The following is a 15,779-nucleotide window of genomic DNA, read 5'->3' as shown; positions in this document are numbered from 1 at the left end:
ATCCTCATCATTACCTTTCCCAGGGGTGGGTAGCCGCCGGGCCGGAATGGCACGACGGTGGACGGGAACGCTCCGGTGCCGGCCGGTCGGGCCGGCACCGGAGCGACTGGTGGGGACAGTGGTCGGTCAGATCTCCCCGTAGAGGCCGGCGATGTCGTAGTCCGACATCGCACCGGCCCACGTGCGGACCCGGTCGACGGTGGCGCCCAGGTGGTTGCCCGCCTTGGCACGTCCGATGTGGAACACGGAGTTGCCGTGCCAGGCGACCACGTTGGCGCGGGTGGCCTCGAGCACTCCGTTGACGTACAGCTTGAGCTGCCGGGTCTGCGCGTCGTAGACCGCGACCAGGTGCGTCCACTGGTGCAGCGGTGCCAGCGACGTCGTGTACGCCGGTTGCCAGGTCACCCCGTTCGAGTCGGCGGCCGGCATGGTGACCACCCACTTGCCGCTCGTGCCGTCGAGCATGAGGTAGAAGGCCGACCAGACGACGCCCACGGTCGGGCGCGCCGTGTCCCGAAGGACTTGCGCATCAAGAATCTCCTCGTGAACCCCACACCCGATCGCCGGGCAGGAAAAAGGAATGCAAGGGATTGACGCGTCAGCGCCGCGATGTGACCTGTCGAGTCAGCGGCGAGGGCGTATCGCGGAATCGACGCGGATTCCAAAGGGGCCGGTGATTCCGAGGAGAGTGCGTATCAATCGCTCCCCCAGAATGGGGAGCAGGTTCCGGTCAGCACCGACCGGTCCCGTACGGGCCGCCAGCCCCTTGGCGGCCCATCTCGTTCTCCGTGCCCTGCCAGGCACGACCTGTTCCAAGCGACGCCCCACGCGTCCTCCCCCGTCTGCGAGCGGCTTGAACGTAGGGATGACCTGTATATATGTCAATGGGCTCAAGATCGACCACCGAGAGTGACCATTGCGCGGTCGATCTACCAGGGAATTCCCGGGAAGCCGTCACGGCGGGTCATTCCCCGCTCGACCAGCACGGACCCATCGTGCGGCATCGGGCCAGCTGGATCTGCCCGCCGGCCCGACCGGGACCGGCCCGTGGTGGGCGAAGGTCCTGCCGCGCGTCCGCTCGGAGAAACCACCGTGTGAACGAAAAAACGGCGGCGGCACCGTAATTCGGTGCCGCCGCCGCCGAGCAGGAAAGGAGCCGTCGACGATTGACGGGAATCAGCCGACGGCCGCCATGATCTCGTCGGAGACGTCGAAGTTGGCGTAGACGTTCTGCACGTCGTCGCAGTCCTCGAGGACGTCGATCAGCTTGAAGACCTTGCGCGCGCCCTCCTCGTCCAGCGGGACGTTCACGCTGGGGATCAGGGAGGACTCGGCGGACTCGTACTCGATGCCGGCGTCCTGGAGGGCGGTGCGCACGGCGATCAGGTCGCCCGGCTCGGAGACCACCTCGAACGCCTCGTCCAGGTCGTTGACCTCCTCGGCCCCGGCGTCGAGGACGGCGAGCATCACGTCGTCCTCGGTGGTGCCGGCCTTCGGCACGATCACCACGCCCTTGCGGGAGAACATGTACGACACGGAGCCGGCGTCGGCGAAGGAACCGCCGTTGCGGGTCAGCGCGGTCCGCACCTCGGTCGCCGCGCGGTTGCGGTTGTCGGTCAGACACTCGATCAGCAGCGCGACGCCGTTGGGGCCGTACCCCTCGTACATGATCGTCTGGTAGTCGGCGCCACCGGCCTCCAGGCCGGAGCCGCGCTTGACCGCGCGGTCGATGTTGTCGTTGGGTACGGAGTTCTTCTTGGCCTTCTGAATCGCGTCGAAGAGGGTCGGGTTACCGGCCGGGTCGCCGCCACCGGTCCGCGCTGCCACCTCGACGTTCTTGATCAGCTTGGCGAACATCTTGCCGCGCTTGGCGTCGATGACGGCTTTCTTGTGCTTGGTGGTCGCCCACTTTGAGTGGCCGGACATCTCGTACCTCCGTCTGTTGACCCACGCCTGCGTCGACTGCCCGCGCCTGCTCCACGACACCTCGACGCCGGCGGCGGGGGCGGCCGGTCGGCTCCGCGGGGAGGGCTACGGCGGGCGGTGGCCCTGCCGAACCGCGGCAATCCTACCGAGGTTCCCCAGGTCGGTGTCACACCACCACCACGGGCCGGGGCGGGCGACCCGGAAACGGCGATGTCGCGGTGCCCCCTTGGCGGGACACCGCGACATCGCCGAAACGGCGGCCGGACCTGGCCGGTGGTGCGGACCGGCCGGGCGCCGGTCAGCCGGCGGCGCGGACCAGGTCGACGAAGTACGCGTGCAGCCGCAGGTCGCCGGTCAGCTCCGGGTGGAACGAGGTGGCCAGCAGGTTGCCCTGCCGGACCGCGACGATCCGCCCGGCGGCCGGTCCCTCGGTGACCGTGCCGAGCACCTCGACGCCGTCGCCGACCCGCTCGACCCAGGGGGCGCGGATGAAGACCGCGTGGAACGGGTCGCCCTCGACGCCGGTCAGGGTCACCGGTGCCTCGAACGAGTCGACCTGCCGACCGAAGGCGTTGCGCCGGACGGTCATCTCGATCGCCTCGAAGCCGCGCTGGTCGGGGCGGCCGTCGAGCACCTCCCGGGCCAACATGATCATGCCGGCGCAGGAGCCGTAGACCGGCATGCCGGCGGCGATCCGCTTGTCGATCGGTTCGCGCATCTCGAAGATGTCGGCGAGCTTGCTGATCGTGGTGGACTCCCCGCCGGGGATCACCAGCCCGTCGACCGCGTCGAGTTCCTCCGGGCGGCGGACCGGGCGGGCGTCCGCGCCGCAGCCGGCGAGGGCGTGCACGTGCTCGCGGACGTCACCCTGGAGCGCGAGCACCCCGATGGTGGGTACGGTCACTTGGTCACCGTCCTTCCCGTGGTCCCGGTCGCATGACTCGGCGCGTTCACCAGCCCCGCTCGGCCAGGCGGTGCGGCTGCGGGATCTCGTCGACGTTGATGCCGACCATCGCCTCGCCCAGGCCCCGGGAGACCTTGGCCAGCACGTCCGGGTCGTCGTGGAAGGTGGTGGCCTTGACGATCGCGGCGGCCCGCTGCGCCGGGTTGCCCGACTTGAAGATGCCGGAGCCGACGAAGACGCCCTCGGCGCCGAGCTGCATCATCATCGCGGCGTCGGCCGGGGTGGCGATGCCACCGGCGGTGAAGAGCACCACGGGCAGCTTGCCGGTCTCGGCGATCTCCTTGACCAGCTCGTACGGGGCCTGGAGCTCCTTGGCCGCGACGAACAGCTCGTCGGTCGGCAACCCCTGGAGCCGGCGGATCTCCTGGCGGATCTTGCGCATGTGGGTGGTGGCGTTGGAGACGTCACCGGTGCCGGCCTCGCCCTTGGAGCGGATCATGGCCGCGCCCTCGGTGATCCGGCGCAGCGCCTCGCCGAGGTTGGTCGCGCCGCAGACGAAGGGGACGGTGAACGCCCACTTGTCGATGTGGTTGGCGTAGTCGGCCGGGGTGAGCACCTCGGACTCGTCGACGTAGTCGACGCCGAGGGACTGGAGGATCTGCGCCTCGACGAAGTGCCCGATCCGGGCCTTGGCCATGACCGGGATGGAGACGGCGTTGATGATGCCGTCGATCATGTCGGGGTCGCTCATCCGGGAGACCCCGCCCTGGGCTCGGATGTCGGCCGGAACCCGCTCCAGGGCCATCACGGCGACCGCACCGGCGTCCTCGGCGATCTTGGCCTGCTCGGCGTTGACCACGTCCATGATCACGCCGCCCTTGAGCATCTCGGCCATACCGCGCTTGACGCGCGCGGTGCCGACGACGGGCGTGGCGGTGGCGGGCTGGGTGGTGGATTCGGACACGGGTGATCGCTCCTCGGCGTGTCGGGGGGGTGCTGGGTCACGGAAATGCTACGTGCGGTCCAACACCCGTCCGACAGCCAATCACGCCCCGGGTGGCCTGCTCTGTGACGACCGTCACCGGGAATCCCATCCCCGGTGACGCGGTCGGCTCAGCCGGCCGGGACGTCCGCCGGCAGGGCCAGGGTGGGCTCGTCCACGTCGAAGTAGCGCGGACGGTCGTGGCGGCGGGCCATCCGCAGCAGGCGCACCAACACCCGCCGACGGGCCGTGAGCGCGTCGCGGACCAGGTCGGTGTGGACCTGCCGGGCCAGCGCCAGACGCCGGCTCGCCGCGATCACCGCCTCGCAGGCCGGGTCCGCCGGGTCGAGCCGCACCGCACGCAACTGCCGGGTGAGGTCGTTCTCGGCGGCCTCCCGCTCCTCGGGGCCGGCGTCGAGGGCGATCCGCGCGGCGGCGTAGAGCTCCACGCCGTAGCGCTGCTCGGCCAGGACCGCCGCGGCCGCCGCCCGGCGCAGCAGGTGGGCGTCGAGGGCCCGGGCGGCCGACTCGGCGCGCAGGTGCAGCCGCTCGACCCGGGCGGCCGTCCAGATCAGGTACGCCGACACCAGCACGACGGACGCGACCGCGCCCACCACCCACCACATGCCCGGCATCGTAGTGCTGCTCCCGTTCCCGTCCGCCCGGGTGCGAAGGTCGCCGTCCCGCCGGCCACCGCCGCACCACCGTCACCGTCGCTCAGCCCAGCCCCACCCACTCCTGGTCGATCACCCGCCCGTCGGTGGCCTCGATCGCCGCCGCGTACACCTCCAGGACCCGGCGGGCGACCACCGGCCAGTCGAAGGTGGTCACCACCTGGTCGCCGCAGGCGGTCAGCTCCGCCCGCCGCGCCGGGTCGTCGAGCAGGCCGGTCAGCGCGTCCCGCAGCGCTCCCGCGTCCCCGGTGGGAAAAAGGTGCCCGGCCCGTCCGCCGTCGAGCACCCGACGGAACGCGTCCAGGTCACTGGCGACCACCGTGGTCCCGGCGGCCAGCGCCTCGGTGAGGATCATGCCGAACGACTCGCCACCGGTGTTCGGCGCGACGTAGAGGTGGACGCTGCGCAGCATGCGCGGTTTGTCCGCCTCGGAGACCAGGCCGAGGAAGGTGACCCGGTCCCGCAGGTGGGACGGGAACCGGGCGTAGAGGTCGTCGGCCTCGCCCGGACCGGCGACCAGCAGCCGCAGGCCGGGACGGTGCGGGGCCAGCTCGACGAAGGCGTCCCGCAGCACCGGGAAGCCCTTGCGTGGCTCGGTGAACCGGCCGAGGAAGCCGACCGTGCCCCCGCTGCCCGGCCCGCACTCCCCCGGCCAACCGGGCAGCGGCTCCGCGCCGGTGAACCGGGCGACGGTCACCCCGTTGGGGATCTCCACCGCGCCGCCGCCCATGTGCTCGACCTGCACCTTCCGGGCGAGCGCGCTGACCGCGATCCGGGCGGTGATCCGTTCCAGCACGATCTGGAGCACGCCCTGCGCGGCGGCGAGCGCCCGCGAGCGGGTCATCGCGGTGTGGAAGGTCGCCACCACCGGTCCCCGGGCGGAGAGCACGGCCAGCAGCGACAGGCTCAGCGTCAGCGGCTCGTGCACGTGCAGGACGTCGAAGTCGCCCCGGGTGATCCAGCGGCGGACCCGGGCGGTGGAGACCGGCCCGAAGGCGATCCGGGCCACCGACCCGTTGTACGGCAGGGGCAGCGCCCGACCGGCCGGCACGACGTACGGCGGCAGCGGCGAGTCCTCGTCGGCGGGCGCGAGCACGCTCACCTCGTGCCCGAGGCCGATCAGCGCCTCCGCGAGGTCGACGACGTGGTTCTGCACGCCCCCGGGTACGTCGAAGGAGTACGGGCAGACGATGCCGATACGCACAGCTGAAGCCTTTCGTTCACTGCCGCGGGGCTCCGCTCCGCTGCTCCTCGCACTCCGGCTCGCTCACCTGCCGCCTCGCTCCTCACGTCCTCGCGGCGTACCGTCAGACCGGCCCGGAGGCCGCCGGGGGCCGGCTCTCCCGCCGGGGCCTGGGCGACGGGTTCCCCGGGCCGTCCTGGTCCAGCCACATCCGCTGCAACATGTGCCAGTCTTCCGGATGCCGGGCGATGCCCGCCGCCAGACCGTCGGCAATCCGCTGGGTCAGCAGCCGGGCCCGCTGGTCGAGCGGGCCGGCGTCCGGGTCGGGCAGCTCCAGCGGCCCCTCGATGGACGCGCACGGCGCGTCCGGTTCGTACCACATCGTGGCGACGTAGAGGGGTGCGCCGGTGCGCAGGGCGAGCAGGGCCGGGCCGGCCGGCATCCGGGTCCGCCCGCCGAAGAAGGTGACCTCCACGCCCCGGGCGGAGAGGTCCCGGTCGGCCAGCAGCGGCACCACGTGCCCGGCGCCCAGCCGCTCGACCAGGATCTCGAAGGGGGGACGCTCGCCACCGTGGGTGGGCAGGATCTCCATGCCGAGGCCCCGCCGGAAGGCGAGGAAACGCTCGTAGACCGCCTCGGGGCGGAGCCGCTCGGCGACCGTGGTGATCGGCCAGCCCTGGGCGGCGACCCAGGCCCCGGCGGCGTCCCAGTTGCCGGCGTGCGGCAGCGCCACCACCGCGCCACGACCGGCCGCCACGTCGGCGGCGAGCAGGTCGTGACCGTGGGTCAGCCGGAACCCGGCGAGGAGCTGCTCGTGACTGCGCGAGGGCAGCCGGAACGCCTCCAGCCAGTACCGGGCGTAGGAGCGCAGCCCCCGGCGGACCAGTTCGTCCAGCTCCGCCTCGGGCAGGTCGGGACCGACCACCCGGCGCAGGTTCGCGGCGAGTCGGGCCGTACCCGCGCCGCCGGCCCGGTGGGCCCGGTCCGCACCGGCGCGGAAGATCGTGGCGGCGACCGGCCCGGGCAGCGCACGCACCAGCCGCCAGCCGGCGACGTAGCCCAGTTCGGCGAGGTTCACGCCGGTCCTCCCCCGTCGCCGGTCGGGCCGGTCACCCCGGCACGCCCGCCTGGGCCCGCTGGGCCTGCCGGTACACGTGGATCATCCGCTGGCCGACGGTGAAGATCGACACGGCGGCGAGCAGCCAGAGTGCCACGACCAGGGCCCGGTCGATCCCGAGCCCGGTGAGCAGTCCGCCGATGCCGACGATGAGCAGCCGCTCGGTCCGCTCGGCGATGCCCACGTTGCAGGTCATGCCGAGCCCCTCGGCCCGGGCCTTGACGTAGGAGACCAGGCCCCCGGCGGCCAGGCAGACCAGCGCCGCGGCCACCCCGCCCCGGTCACCCTGGGTGGCCAGGTAGTAGGCCACCGCGCCGAAGACCGCGCTGTCGGCGACCCGGTCCATGCTGGAGTCGAGGAACGCTCCGAACTTCGTCGAGCCGCCGCTCATCCGGGCCATCGTGCCGTCGAGCAGGTCGGTCAGCGCGAAGACGGTGACGATGAGGGCACCGGCGACCAGGTGCCCGCGCGCACCGAAGCCGAGCGCGCCGACGAGCACCCCGACGGTGCCCGCGACGGTGACCGTGTTGGGGGTGACGCCCGCGCGGAGCAGGGCACGTGCGACGGGCTCCACGACACGGGTCATCCCCGCTCGGGCCGACACTTGGAAGATCTTCGCCATGGCGGTCCCACGATAACGGTCCGCCGGTACGGGCGGTACGGCCGGTCGTGCCGACCCGCCGACGGGGTTGTGTCGGATCGGTAACGGGTGTGAGATCGGGGCAGGGGACGTGAGCCAGCTCACCCACCCGCCCGTCACGTTCCCGGTACGCAGCAGTCCACCGGAGGATATCGCCGCGCACGCCCGGGCCGCTTCCCCCGTCACGCGGCGGTCGCCACCACACCACCGGCTGAGGGAGGTGCGCCCCATGGCGCAGAGGAGTCACGACAAGGGTTCCACCGGCGGCGTACCGGTGGCGGACGAGCCGCGCCGGGTCCGCAACGTGGTGCTGGTGGGCCACTCCGGGTCCGGCAAGACGACCCTGGTCGAGGGGCTGCTCGCAGCCGCCGGCGCGATCACGCGGCCCGGCACGGTCGGCGACGGCACCACGGTCTGCGACCACGACCCCGCCGCGGTACGCCAGCAGCGCTCGGTGAGCCTGGCCTGCGCGCCGTTGTGGCACAACGACGTCAAGGTCAACCTCCTGGACACCCCCGGATACGCCGACTTCGTCGGTGAGCTGCGTGCCGGGTTGCGCGCCGCCGACGCGGCCCTGTTCGTGGTCTCCGCCGTCGACGGCATGGACGCGGCCACCGCCGCGCTCTGGGAGGAGTGCGCCGCCGTCGACATGCCCCGGGCGGTGGCCGTCTCCCGGCTGGACCACCCGCGCGCCGACTTCGACGAGGCGGTGGCGCTGTGCCAGCGGGTCTTCGGCGACAACGTGCTCCCGCTGTACCTGCCGATGCTGGGCGACGACGGGATCTCGGTGGTCGGCCTGATGGGGTTGATCACCCGTCGGGTCTTCGACTACACCGCCGGACTGCCGGCCGCCATCCGGCAGCCCGACCCGGAGCACCTGCCGGCCATCGTCGAGGCCCGCGACGAGCTGATCGAGGGGGTCATCGCCGAGAGCGAGGACGAAACCCTGATGGACCGTTACCTCGACGGCGAGGAGATCGGCACCGACATCCTCGTCGAGGACCTGGAGAAGGCCGTCGCCCGGGGCCATTTCCACCCGGTGGTGCCGGTCTGCGCGCAGACCGGGGTAGGGCTGGACGTACTGCTGGAGGTGCTGACCGCGGCGTTCCCGTCGCCCCCGGAGCACACCCTGCCGGCGGTGACCGGGGTGGACGGCTCGCCGCGCCCGCCACTGACCTGCGACCCGGACGGACCGCTGGTCGCCGAGGTGGTCCGGACCACCGTCGACCGGCACGTCGGACGGATCAGCCTGGTCCGGGTCTTCTCCGGCACCCTGCGGCCGGAGCAGACCATCCACGTGTCCGGGCACGGCCTGGCCGACCGGGGGCACCCGGACCACGACGCCGACGAACGGGTCGGGCACGTCTACAGCCCGCTCGGCGCGACGCTGCGCGAGGTGCCGTACTGCGTTGCCGGTGACCTCTGCGCGATCACCAAGTCGGGCAGCGCGGAGACCGGTGACACCGTCTCCGCCAAGGACGACCCGCTGCTGGTCGCCCCGTGGGAGATGCCCGAGCCGCTGCTGCCGGTGGCGGTCGTGGCGCGCAGCCGGGCCGACGAGGACGCGCTGGCCCGGAACCTGGCCCGACTGGTCGCCGGGGATCCCACCCTGCGGCTGGAGCGCAATCCGGAGACCCACCAACTGGTGCTCTGGTGCATGGGTGAGGCGCACGCCGACGTCGTGCTGGACCGGCTGCGCGCCGGCGGCGTGGACATCTCGACCGAGCCGGTGCGGGTGCCGCTGCGGGAGACGTTCGGCGCCGCCGCCACCGGCCACGGCCGGCACGTCAAGCAGTCCGGCGGGCACGGCCAGTACGCCGTCTGCGACATCGAGGTGGAGCCGCTGCCCCGGGGCACGGGGTTCGAGTTCGTCGACCGGGTGGTCGGCGGCGCGGTGCCGCACACCTACGTCCCCTCCGTGGAGAAGGGCGTCCGGGCCCAGATGGAGCGGGGTCTGGTCGCCGGGAACCCGGTGGTCGACCTGCGGGTGACGCTGGTGGACGGCAAGGCCCACAGCGTCGACTCCTCCGACGCGGCGTTCCAGACCGCCGGGGCGCTCGCCCTGCGCGACGCCGCCGGCCGGGGTGGGACGGTGCTGCTGGAGCCGGTGGACGAGGTCGTGATCCGCATCCCGGACCGGTACGTCGGCGCGGTGCTGGGCGACCTCTCCGGCCGGCGCGGCCGGGTGCTCGGCACCGAGCCGGACGACTCCGGCGTGGAACGCACGCTGGTCCGCGCCGAGGTGCCCGCCACCGAGTTGCTGCGGTACGCGGTGGAGCTGCGCGCGACGACCTCCGGCACCGGTACGTTCCGCCGGTCCTTCGCCCGCTACGAGCAGCTCCCCGCCCACCTGGCCGACGAGGTCCGCTCGACGCACGCCCCCTGACCCCGACGCCGGCGGCGTGCGGCGGCGGAAGGGGTCAGGGGCGCACCCCGGGGAGCGTGGGAGCCGGCCAGTAGGGGCGGTCGGCGTCCCGGAGGGCGGCGGTGCGCAGGGCGGCGAGCTGCCGTTCCACCTCGGCGAACTGGTCCAGTGGCAGCGGCCCCCGGTGCAGCGCGCCGGCGTTCTCCTCCACCTGGGCCACGGTCCGGCAGCCGGGAATGGGGACGGTCCGGTCGCTGCGGGCCCAGATCCAGCCCAGCGCGCCCTGGGCGAGGGTCCGCCCGTCGGCGGTGAGGGCGGCCCGGACCGTGGCCACCCGGCGCAGCCACTCCGGGGCGGGACGTCCGCCCCGGAACCAGTCGAGCCAGCCGGAGGTGACGCCCCGGACGTCGTCGGGCGGCAGCGTCGAGCCGGTGGTGTACTTGCCGGTGAGCAGGCCCATGCCGAGCGGTCCCCGGCAGATCGCGGCCAGGTCGTACTTGTCGCAGACGGCGAGCATGGCCGGGGCGTCGCGCAGCACCGACAGGTTGTGCTGGACGGCGGTGTGGTGCGCGCCCGTCCGGGCGTAGGCGGCGGCCCGGTCGGGGTGGTCGGTGCTCCACCCGTACGCCCGGACGAGCCCCTCGGCGACCAGGTCCTCCAGCGTGCCGACCAGCGCCTCGGCGCGCGGGACCGGCAGGTCGGCCAGGTGCAGCTGGTAGAGGTCGATCCGGTCGGTGCCGAGCCGGCGCAGCGAGTCGACCACCGCCCGGCGCAGGTATGCCGGTGAGGCGTCCCGCCCGGTGGCCTGCCGGGTGGCCTCGTCGAAGGTCCAGCCCCACTTGGTGGCGACGAGCGCCTCGTCCCGCCGCCCGGCCAGTGCCCGGCCGAGGATCCGCTCGCCGTGTCCGGCGCCGTACGTGTCGGCGGTGTCGAAGAGGGTGATCCCGAGGTCGAGGGCGCGGCGGACCGCCCGGACGGACTCGGTGTCGTCGACCGGCCCCCACCCCAGTGGCCGGCTCCCGTCGGCCCAGGGACCGCCGATCGCCCAGCACCCCATGCCGAGAGCGCTGACCTCGATGCCACTGCGGCCCAGTCGCCGCGTCGTCACTGCCACCGGTCGATCCTGTCACCCGGACGCGAGGGCGCGCGGTAGGCCGTCACACCCCGCAGACAGGACACATGCGATAGAACGGACGGTTGGTCAGGCCGACGGCCGGGTCCTGGCGAGCAGGTTCAGGCCGACGGCCAGGCCTTGGCGAGCAGGTCACGGGTGTCGGTGAGCAACTGCGGCAGGACCTTCGTCTGCCCGATCACCGGCATGAAGTTGGCGTCCCCACCCCAGCGGGGCACCACGTGCTGGTGCAGGTGCGCGGCGATGCCGGCCCCGGCCACCCCGCCCTGGTTCATGCCGAGGTTGAAGCCGTGGGCGTTGCTGACCTGGCGTACCACCCGCATCGCGGTCTGCGTGAAGGCGGCCAGTTCGGCGGTCTCGGCCAGGTCGAGGTCGGTGTAGTCGGCGACGTGCCGGTACGGGCAGACCAGCAGGTGCCCCGGGTTGTACGGGTAGAGGTTGAGCACCGCGAAGACGTGCTCGCCCCGGGCCACCACCAGGCTCCCCTCCGGACCCAGCCCGGGGGCCCGGCAGAACGGGCAGCCGGCGGGCTTCTCGTATCCGCCGTCGGGCCGGTCCCCGCCGGTGATGTAGGTCATCCGGTGCGGGGTCCAGAGCCGCTCCAGGCCGTCGGCCATGCCGCTGTCCGTGTGCCGTTCCGCCCCTGTCACGCCTCCGATCCTACGTTCCCGGCCGGGCGCTCCCGGGTGGCCCGGTGGCGCCCGCCGGGAGCGGGGCGCACCAACGACATATGACCATCTATGCCCCCATCATCCCCCAGAGCCAGATTAAGAATGTGTGAAGAATATTGACGCCTCGGCCGCAGTCAATGAAACTTCCATCCCGGTCTATTGTGATGATCGTCGATGGGAGTGTGTCGTGAACCGACGTACCACCGTTCTCCGCCGCCTGGGGCGCGCCCTGACGGCCTGCGCGCTCGCCGCCGTCGCCAGCCTGGTCGGCGTGACCGTGACGAGCAGCGCGGCGCAGGCCGACGGCTGCTACACCTGGGGTCGCACGCTCTCCTCCGGCATGTCCGGTGAGGACGTCCGCCAGCTCCAGATCCGGCTCTCCGGCTACCCGGGCTACGGCGCGGTGCTCGCCCTCGACGGTGCCTTCGGCCCGGCCACCCGGTCCGCGCTCATCCGCTTCCAGCAGGCGTACGGCCTGGCCGCCGACGGCTACGCCGGCCCGGCCACGCAGGCCAAGCTCTACGAGCTCCAGGACGACGACTGCACTCCGGTCAACTTCACCTACGCCGAGTGGAACCGGTGCAACAGCAACTGGTCCGGCGGGGCCGTCTCGGCCAGCAGCGCCAAATTCAACGCGCTGGTCTCGATGTGGAAGCTCCAGGCCATGCGGCGGGCGATGGGCAGCGCGCCGATCAACATCAGCAGCGGCTTCCGTAGCTACTCCTGCAACAGCGCGGTCGGCGGGGCGTCCAACAGCCGGCACCTCTACGGCGACGGCGTGGACCTGGTCGGCGTCCACTCGTTCTGCGCCTTCTCCCAGCAGGCCCGCAACCACGGCTTCACCAACATCCTCGGCCCGGGCTACCCCGGCCACAACGACCACGTCCACCTGGGCAACACCCCGAGCCGCTCCTGGTCGGCCCCGAGCTGCGGAATCTGATCCCCCCACCCGTACGCCGAGGCCCCCGCCGCTGGCGGGGGCCTCGTGTGCGTTCGGAGGTCAGGCGGCCGACGGGCCGGCGTTGACGCGGGAGCGGACCACCTCGGCCACGTGCGCCACCGCCTCGTCGACCGGCACCCCGTTGCGCTGCGACCCGTCCCGGTAGCGGAACGAGACGGTGCCGGCGGCCACGTCGTCGTCCCCGGCGATCACCATGAACGGGACCTTCTGCTGCTGGGCGGTCCGGATCTTCTTCTGCATCCGGTCGTCGCCCGCGTCGACCTGGGCGCGGATCCCCTGCCCGCGCAGCGTGTCGACGAACTGGCGCAGGTAGTCGGTGTGCTCCTCCCGGATCGGGATGCCGACCACCTGTACCGGGGCCAGCCAGGCCGGGAACGCGCCCGCGTAGTGCTCGGTGAGCACCCCGAAGAACCGCTCGATCGACCCGAACAGTGCCCGGTGGATCATGACCGGCCGCTGCCGCGTGCCGTCCGCGGCCTGGTACTCCAGCCCGAACCGCTCGGGCAGGTTGAAGTCGACCTGGATGGTGGACATCTGCCAGGTCCGGCCGATGGCGTCCTTGGCCTGCACCGAGATCTTCGGGCCGTAGAAGGCCGCGCCGCCCGGGTCGGGGACCAGGTTGAGGCCGGACTCCTCGGCCGCCGAGCGCAGCGCCTCGGTGGCCCGCTCCCAGTTCTCGTCGGTGCCGACCGACTTCTCCGGGTTACGGGTGGAGAGTTCCAGGTAGAAGTCGTCCAGACCGTAGTCGCGCAGCAGTTCGAGCACGAAGGCCAGCAGCGACTTCAGCTCGCCGGCCATCTGCTCCTCGGTGCAGAAGATGTGCGCGTCGTCCTGGGTCATCCCGCGCACCCGGGTCAGGCCGTGCACCACACCGGACTTCTCGTACCGGTAGACCGTGCCGAACTCGAACATCCGCAGCGGCAGCTCACGGTAGGACCGCCCCCGGGACCGGAAGATCAGGTCGTGCATCGGGCAGTTCATCGGCTTGAGGTAGTAGTTCGCGCCCTCCACCTCCATGGGCGGGAACATTCCGTCGGCGTACCAGTCCAGGTGCCCGGAGACCTCGTACAGGTTGCCCTTGGTGATGTGCGGGGTGTTGACGAACGCGTAGCCGGCCTGCTCGTGCTTGATCCGCGAGTAGTTCTCCATCTCCCGACGGATGATCCCGCCCTTGGGGTGGAAGACCGCCAGCCCCGACCCCAGCTCGTCGGGAAAGCTGAACAGGTCCAGGTCCACCCCGAGCTTGCGGTGGTCGCGCCGGGCGGCCTCCTCAAGCAGCTTCAGGTACGCCTTCAGCTCGTCCCGGGTCGGCCAGGCGGTGCCGTACACCCGCTGGAGCTGCGGGTTCTTCTCGCTGCCCCGCCAGTACGCGGCGGCCGAACGCATCAGCTTGAACGCCCCGATCAACCGGGTGTTCGGCAGGTGCGGGCCCCGGCACAGGTCCGACCAGCAGACCTTCTCCTCGTTGGCGGCGAGGTTGTCGTAGATGGTCAGCTCGCCGCCGCCGACCTCCATCACCTCGGAGGAGTCCAGCCCCTCGCCCTTGACGTCGATCAACTCGAGCTTGTACGGCTCGTCGGCCAGCTCCGCCTTCGCCTCGTCGAGGCTGTTGAAGCGCCGCCGCCGGAACCGCTGCCCGGACTTGACGATCTCCTGCATCCGCTTCTCGAGCTTCGCCAGGTCGTCGGGCTGGAACGGCTTGTCGACGTCGAAGTCGTAGTAGAAGCCGTTCTCGATCGGCGGGCCGATGCCGAGCTTCGCCTCCGGGAAAACGTCCTGCACGGCCTGGGCGAGCACGTGCGCGGTCGAGTGGCGCAGCACGTCCAGCCCGTCCGGGGAGTCCAGGCTCACCGGCTCGACCTCGGTGTCCTCGGCCGGCTTCCAGTCCAGGTCGCGCAGCTGGCCCTGCGGGTCACGGACCACCACGATCGCCTTGGGGCCGGTCGCGGGCAGCCCGGCCGCCGCCACCGCGTCGGCCGCCGTCGTCCCGGCGGCGACGACGACGGGGTCGGCCACTGCGGGGGTACGGGGTGCGGACACGATGGCTCCTCCAGAACGTCACGGAAAAGGCCGAGGTACGGCCCTGCGCCGATGCTATCGGTCCCCCCGCCTCGCACCGCCGCCGGGAAAGGAGGGGACCCCTGTTACCGCTTCTTGCCGAGGAAGGGTCCCCTGCAACCACCCCGGCGCAGCGGGTGACGACCGCAGGTGGGGCGGCGACCGGGCGGTGGCGTCAGGTGAGCCAGGCCGGCAGCGGCTCGCGGGCGGCCAACCAGTCGGTGGGCACCCCACCGGGCACACCGGCCCCGGTGTACGCGGCGACGACGCCCCCGACGATCGCCGCCGTGGTGTCCACGTCGCCGCCGGCCTCGACGCACGCGCGGATCGCCGCCGGATAGTCGGCCAGGTGCCGGGCGGCCACCCAGAGGGTGAACGGCACGGTGTCCTGGGCGGTGACCCGGGAGCCGTTGCCGAGCGTGTCGACCGCCTCGGCCAGCGACCGGTTCCGCAGGTCGGCCGCCCGGCGGACGCCCCGGTGCACCTCGCCGGCCGGGTCGAGGGCCCCGGCGACGCCGGCGAGCAGCCGGGCGGGGTCCGGCCGCTGCCCGTCGAGGCGGCCCCGGGCGGCCAGCGCGGCGGCGACGGCGACCGCCACCGCGCCGGCGACCCCCTCGGGGTGGGCGTGGGTTACCTCGGCGGACGCCCGGGCCTGTGCGGCGGCCCGGGCGGTGGAGTCGGCGAAGTACGCGCCCAGCGGGGCGACCCGCATCGCCGCCCCGTTGCCGCAGGAGCCCTGCCCGTCGAACGCGGCGGCGGCGGCCATCGGCCACGGAGTGCCGGTACGGATCAGCCGCAGGATGCTCACCGCGCCGGGCCCGTACCCCCGGTACGGCTCGGCGCGCTCGGCGAAGGCCAGAGCCAGGGCGTCCCGGTCGATCTGCCCGGCGGTGGCCAGGGCACGCAGCACGGAGCAGGCCATCTCGGTGTCGTCGGTCCACGACCAGGGTGCGGCGGGGAGCCGACCTGCGGCCAGATCCGTCGGGGTGTTGCCGGGTACGAAGTACTGGGAGCCGAGCGCGTCGCCGACCGAGAGCCCCGCGAGGCTGTCCCGGGCGAGCGCGAGTCGGGTATCGGTGAAGATCGTGAAGGACATCGCTGAACCAGCTTGCCCGGCCTGCCGGTATGCCGCAACGCGACCCGCTTGCCAGGGGAAGTACCGTCTT

14 protein-coding genes are annotated in these 15,779 nt (G+C 72.6%); 2 read left to right on the top strand and 12 right to left on the bottom strand.

Annotated elements, in window-relative coordinates:
* Window positions 1-126 precede the first annotated feature (126 nt).
* The 8 genes from ACIBJE_RS23830 to pgsA all read right to left on the bottom strand — a co-directional run bounded on the left by ACIBJE_RS23830 (window position 127) and on the right by pgsA (window position 7,408).
* A complete protein-coding gene (locus tag ACIBJE_RS23830; protein ID WP_396751780.1) occupies window positions 127-495 on the bottom strand; it encodes a LamG-like jellyroll fold domain-containing protein in 369 nt (122 codons plus the stop codon).
* A 681-nt stretch (window positions 496-1,176) separates the two neighbouring features.
* Entirely contained in the window at window positions 1,177-1,926 is a 750-nt protein-coding gene (locus ACIBJE_RS23825; RefSeq protein ID WP_088985015.1) for a YebC/PmpR family DNA-binding transcriptional regulator, read from the bottom strand.
* A gap of 298 nt (window positions 1,927-2,224) precedes the next feature.
* The gene (gene pdxT / locus ACIBJE_RS23820; RefSeq protein ID WP_396751778.1) at window positions 2,225-2,830 is read right to left on the bottom strand and encodes a pyridoxal 5'-phosphate synthase glutaminase subunit PdxT; all 606 of its coding nucleotides are present in this window, start codon (window positions 2,828-2,830) and stop codon (window positions 2,225-2,227) included.
* Between the two features lie 46 nt (window positions 2,831-2,876).
* The gene (gene pdxS, locus ACIBJE_RS23815) at window positions 2,877-3,794 is read right to left on the bottom strand and encodes a pyridoxal 5'-phosphate synthase lyase subunit PdxS (protein ID WP_396751776.1); all 918 of its coding nucleotides are present in this window, start codon (window positions 3,792-3,794) and stop codon (window positions 2,877-2,879) included.
* A 149-nt stretch (window positions 3,795-3,943) separates the two neighbouring features.
* The gene (locus ACIBJE_RS23810; RefSeq protein ID WP_396751774.1) at window positions 3,944-4,447 is read right to left on the bottom strand and encodes a hypothetical protein; all 504 of its coding nucleotides are present in this window, start codon (window positions 4,445-4,447) and stop codon (window positions 3,944-3,946) included.
* An 82-nt stretch (window positions 4,448-4,529) separates the two neighbouring features.
* Window positions 4,530-5,690, bottom strand: a complete 1,161-nt coding sequence (locus ACIBJE_RS23805) for a glycosyltransferase family 4 protein (RefSeq protein WP_396751772.1) — start codon at window positions 5,688-5,690, stop codon at window positions 4,530-4,532.
* 103 nt (window positions 5,691-5,793) lie between these two features.
* A complete protein-coding gene (locus tag ACIBJE_RS23800) occupies window positions 5,794-6,747 on the bottom strand; it encodes a phosphatidylinositol mannoside acyltransferase (RefSeq protein WP_396751770.1) in 954 nt (317 codons plus the stop codon).
* Between the two features lie 31 nt (window positions 6,748-6,778).
* Window positions 6,779-7,408 (bottom strand): phosphatidylinositol phosphate synthase, encoded by a 630-nt coding sequence (pgsA, locus tag ACIBJE_RS23795; protein ID WP_396751768.1) that lies wholly within the window; start codon window positions 7,406-7,408, stop codon window positions 6,779-6,781.
* A 247-nt stretch (window positions 7,409-7,655) separates the two neighbouring features.
* Here pgsA and ACIBJE_RS23790 point away from each other — a divergent pair, with 247 nt between their 5' ends.
* Window positions 7,656-9,812, top strand: a complete 2,157-nt coding sequence (locus tag ACIBJE_RS23790) for an elongation factor G-like protein EF-G2 (RefSeq protein WP_396751766.1) — start codon at window positions 7,656-7,658, stop codon at window positions 9,810-9,812.
* Window positions 9,813-9,846: 34 nt separating this feature from the next.
* On the opposite strand, the gene ACIBJE_RS23785 is transcribed toward ACIBJE_RS23790, so the two are convergent.
* Together ACIBJE_RS23785 and ACIBJE_RS23780 are read right to left on the bottom strand one after the other, a co-directional pair.
* Complete coding sequence (locus ACIBJE_RS23785) at window positions 9,847-10,905, bottom strand: aldo/keto reductase (protein WP_396751763.1); 1,059 nt, start codon at window positions 10,903-10,905, stop codon at window positions 9,847-9,849.
* 119 nt (window positions 10,906-11,024) lie between these two features.
* Window positions 11,025-11,540: an HIT family protein gene (locus ACIBJE_RS23780; protein WP_396751853.1), complete on the bottom strand. Its 516-nt coding sequence runs from the start codon at window positions 11,538-11,540 to the stop codon at window positions 11,025-11,027.
* Between the two features lie 241 nt (window positions 11,541-11,781).
* Here ACIBJE_RS23780 and ACIBJE_RS23775 point away from each other — a divergent pair, with 241 nt between their 5' ends.
* Window positions 11,782-12,534, top strand: coding sequence for a D-Ala-D-Ala carboxypeptidase family metallohydrolase (locus ACIBJE_RS23775; RefSeq protein ID WP_396751761.1), 753 nt, complete (start codon window positions 11,782-11,784; stop codon window positions 12,532-12,534).
* A 60-nt stretch (window positions 12,535-12,594) separates the two neighbouring features.
* Here the strand turns inward: ACIBJE_RS23775 and thrS are convergent, their stop codons facing one another.
* Both thrS and ACIBJE_RS23765 read right to left on the bottom strand, forming a co-directional pair.
* Window positions 12,595-14,595 carry a threonine--tRNA ligase gene (gene thrS, locus ACIBJE_RS23770; RefSeq protein WP_396751758.1) on the bottom strand — a complete coding sequence of 667 codons (2,001 nt, stop codon included), beginning with the start codon at window positions 14,593-14,595 and terminating at the stop codon, window positions 12,595-12,597.
* 193 nt (window positions 14,596-14,788) lie between these two features.
* Complete coding sequence (locus tag ACIBJE_RS23765; RefSeq protein WP_396751756.1) at window positions 14,789-15,709, bottom strand: ADP-ribosylglycohydrolase family protein; 921 nt, start codon at window positions 15,707-15,709, stop codon at window positions 14,789-14,791.
* Window positions 15,710-15,779: the final 70 nt, after the last annotated feature.

Source organism: Micromonospora sp. NPDC050187 (assembly GCF_044459745.1).
Classification (GTDB): domain Bacteria; phylum Actinomycetota; class Actinomycetes; order Mycobacteriales; family Micromonosporaceae; genus Micromonospora.
Note: the sequence above shows the minus strand (reverse complement) of the source record. Positions and strands in the feature narration are given on the sequence as shown.

What these genes read in the sequence shown, in the direction of transcription:
- ACIBJE_RS23765 (WP_396751756.1), bottom strand. Translation starts at nt 15,709, where the DNA reads ATGTCCTTCACGATCTTCACCGATACCCGACTCGCGCTCGCCCGGGAC.
- ACIBJE_RS23780 (WP_396751853.1), bottom strand. Translation starts at nt 11,540, where the DNA reads ATGGCCGACGGCCTGGAGCGGCTCTGGACCCCGCACCGGATGACCTAC.
- ACIBJE_RS23825 (WP_088985015.1), bottom strand. Translation starts at nt 1,926, where the DNA reads ATGTCCGGCCACTCAAAGTGGGCGACCACCAAGCACAAGAAAGCCGTC.
- ACIBJE_RS23810 (WP_396751774.1), bottom strand. Translation starts at nt 4,447, where the DNA reads ATGCCGGGCATGTGGTGGGTGGTGGGCGCGGTCGCGTCCGTCGTGCTG.
- pgsA (WP_396751768.1), bottom strand. Translation starts at nt 7,408, where the DNA reads ATGGCGAAGATCTTCCAAGTGTCGGCCCGAGCGGGGATGACCCGTGTC.
- ACIBJE_RS23790 (WP_396751766.1), top strand. Translation starts at nt 7,656, where the DNA reads ATGGCGCAGAGGAGTCACGACAAGGGTTCCACCGGCGGCGTACCGGTG.